The following is a 279-nucleotide window of genomic DNA, read 5'->3' on the forward strand; positions in this document are numbered from 1 at the left end:
GCCACGGGGTGCCCCGAATAGGTGTAGCCATGGTTGAACTCGCCGCCCTTCTCGACCAGCGCCGAGGCAATGCGATCGCCCACCAGCAGCGCCGAGAGCGGCTGATAGCCCGATGTCAGCGCCTTGGCCGTGGTGATGGTGTCCGGTTCGATGCCGAAGGTCTGGGCCGCGAACCACTCGCCTGTGCGGCCATAGCCGGTGATGACCTCGTCCAGCATCAACAGCACATCGTATTTGCGGCAGATGCGCTGCACTTCGGGCCAGTAGCTTGCCGGCGGG

Annotated in this window: 1 protein-coding gene; it reads right to left on the reverse strand. The window is 65.2% G+C overall.

What is annotated here, in order from left to right; all coding sequences use genetic code 11:
- On the reverse strand, positions 1 to 279 hold a 279-nt coding region (locus tag EN852_RS40440), incomplete at both ends, for an aminotransferase class III-fold pyridoxal phosphate-dependent enzyme (RefSeq protein ID WP_135880019.1).

Source organism: Mesorhizobium sp. M2E.F.Ca.ET.209.01.1.1, from assembly GCF_004010375.2.
Lineage (GTDB): Bacteria > Pseudomonadota > Alphaproteobacteria > Rhizobiales > Rhizobiaceae > Mesorhizobium.